We start from the raw sequence: 2,330 nt of genomic DNA, 5'->3' as shown, positions 1-2,330 counted from the left end.
CATACCGGCGCCCCCCCTCCCCCTCGCCCTCCTCCTTCTTCTCCTCCTCTTCCGAAGGACGCTGCCATGAATCTCCTGATCCTCGGTGCGACGGGCCCCACCGGCCGACACGTCGTCGACCTGGCCCTCGCGAGCGGCGACAGGGTCACCGTCCTGGCTCGCAGACCGGAGGCGCTGGAGGACCTGGCGGACCGGGTCGACGTGATCGTCGGAGACGCCACCTCGCAGAGGGACGTGGCGAAAGCCACGATCGGACAGGACGTCGTCGTCTCCGCTCTCGGCAGGAGCACCTCGATACGCTCCGACGACCTGTTCACCCGCGCCGCGACGGCCGTGATCGGAGCGGCCGGGGAACAGAACGTCTCCCGGCTGGTGTGGCTGTCCTCGTTCGGTGTGGGTGACACCTACCGGTCGGCGAGCGTCGTACAGAAAATCGTGTACAGCACCTTCCTGCGGAACATCTACGCGAACAAGGAGCTCTCCGAGCAGGCGATCCGCTCCAGTGGCCTGAACTGGACCCTGGTCTACCCGACCATGCTGACCAAGGGCCCCGCCAAGGGCACCTACCTCGTCGGCGAGCGCCTCCCGATGAGGGGCAACCCGGCGATCAGCCGCACGGACGTCGCCGACTTCCTGCACAAGGCGGCCCACGACCCCTCCTGGATCCACCGCGACGCCGTCATAACGGACTGAACAGCCCCCTGCGGAAGAGGTTGCCCGCTACAACGGGTCACAACTTGGCCACACAGGGGTTGCCTCACCCGTGTCGCACGCATGATGCTGCCTCATAACCGCATCACAGGGAGCCCCATGCACCGCACCGCACCCGTCCTGATCGCCGCCGGCCTGTTCCTCGCCGCATGCGGCACCACCGACGGCACGACCGCCTCGGCGCCGAGCAGCGCTGCCCCCACCGGGGACGAAGTACGGTACGACGAGATCTGGAACGCCCGGAGCCCCGGGATGCAGGCAACGGTGTGCAAGCTCCTGGTGGCGGATGACCAGAAGTCCGTCAACACCCTGCTGCGCGAATCCCTCGACGACCCGTCGGTGGACCTGGACGCGCTGACCGTGTACATCAACGACACGAAGTGCTGACGGAGGCGAGGGCGTCCCCGATGCCGGAGCCCCGATCACGTTCATCCGGGTGGCATCATCGGATGCGCTTCGTCGGCTTGGTTGCGGCGTTGAGCAGGTATTCCAGGGGGCCGCGGCGGAAGAAGCGGGACCAGATCGCGGCGAACAGGATGGCTGCGAGGACGTACATGATCAGGGGCAGCCAGGACTGCTGGGTGCCGGTTCCGGCGGGCGTGGACAGCGCGGTCTGTGCGAGGAAGTGGCCGACGTAGGCGGTCAGGGACATGGTGCCCACGGCGATGACCGGCTTGGCCAGGCGGCGCAGTCGCGGCAGGCGGTCCATCGCCACCGTCGCGCCCACGATCACGAGGATCGCGATTCCGACGCTGCCGATGATGTCGAACGTGGTGCCGCTGTGCGGCCCGGCCTTCAGGAGGAACGACGCGGGCATGTCGGGGAACGACCCTGCGTCAGCGGGCATCGATCCGGAGCCGCCTGACGACGACCCGTCTTCCGCGAGGCTCCGCAACGCGCCCTTGCCGGCGAGCAGCAGGGACATGCCGTAGGCAACCGCCGTGAGGGTGGCGCCCAGCGCGGCCAGGCGCTTCTGGATGGTGCCGCAGGAGAGGTCGAGGCGGCCCAGCGCCATGCCCGCGAGGACGAACGACATCCAGGTGAGCGCCGGGTAGAAGCCGGTGAGCAGCAGATCGAGGATGCCGACCTCGCTGAGGTGGCGGAGCGGGTCGTAGGTGTTGATGCTCTGCTGAACCGACGGGGTCAACCGCGAGGTGAGGACGAACGCCAGCTGCGGTGTGACGAGGGCGAACGCGGCCGCGATGATCGCGAGGGTCCTGGCGCTCAGTCGCGCCAGGGGCAGGGCGAGGAGGAAGTAGACGCCGTAGAAGCCGAGGATGATCACGCCCCCGTACTCCCTCGCCATCAAGGTGCCCAGCGCCAGAAGGATCACGGCGCGGATCGCGATGCGGGCCCTCGCCTGCCGGCCCGCCCGGCCGGTCCTGGGCTCGCGGCGGCCGGCGAGCAGCATCAGTGAGAACCCGGCGAGGGTGGCGAACAGGACCGACGAGTGGCCGTCCGACATGTATCGGATCCAGCTGGCGACGCCAGTCGTGGCGGACAGCGGGGGGCCGATGTGCACGACGTACATGCCGAACACCGCCAACGCGCGGGCCAGGTCCACCCCGACGAGGCGTCCCATCGAGGGACCGGGCGAGGCCGGGGGCTCGGGGGAGGTC

At 69.0% G+C, this 2,330-nt stretch carries 3 protein-coding genes; 2 read left to right on the top strand and 1 reads right to left on the bottom strand.

Translation table 11 applies throughout. From position 1 onward, the window contains the following. Positions 1-66 precede the first annotated feature (66 nt). Both P1P70_RS43545 and P1P70_RS43540 read left to right on the top strand, forming a co-directional pair. Positions 67-693 (top strand): NAD(P)-binding oxidoreductase, encoded by a 627-nt coding sequence (locus tag P1P70_RS43545; RefSeq protein WP_319247891.1) that lies wholly within the window; start codon positions 67-69, stop codon positions 691-693. Positions 694-810: 117 nt separating this feature from the next. Then, positions 811-1,098 carry a hypothetical protein gene (locus tag P1P70_RS43540; RefSeq protein WP_319247889.1) on the top strand — a complete coding sequence of 96 codons (288 nt, stop codon included), beginning with the start codon at positions 811-813 and terminating at the stop codon, positions 1,096-1,098. Positions 1,099-1,153: 55 nt separating this feature from the next. On the opposite strand, the gene P1P70_RS43535 is transcribed toward P1P70_RS43540, so the two are convergent. Further along, positions 1,154-2,330 (bottom strand): DUF418 domain-containing protein (locus P1P70_RS43535; RefSeq protein ID WP_319247887.1); only part of this gene is annotated, 1,177 nt, incomplete at its 5' end.

The organism is Streptomyces sp. MB09-02B, assembly GCF_033794485.1.
Lineage (GTDB): Bacteria > Actinomycetota > Actinomycetes > Streptomycetales > Streptomycetaceae > Streptomyces.
This window is presented reverse-complemented; position numbering and strand designations above follow the sequence as displayed.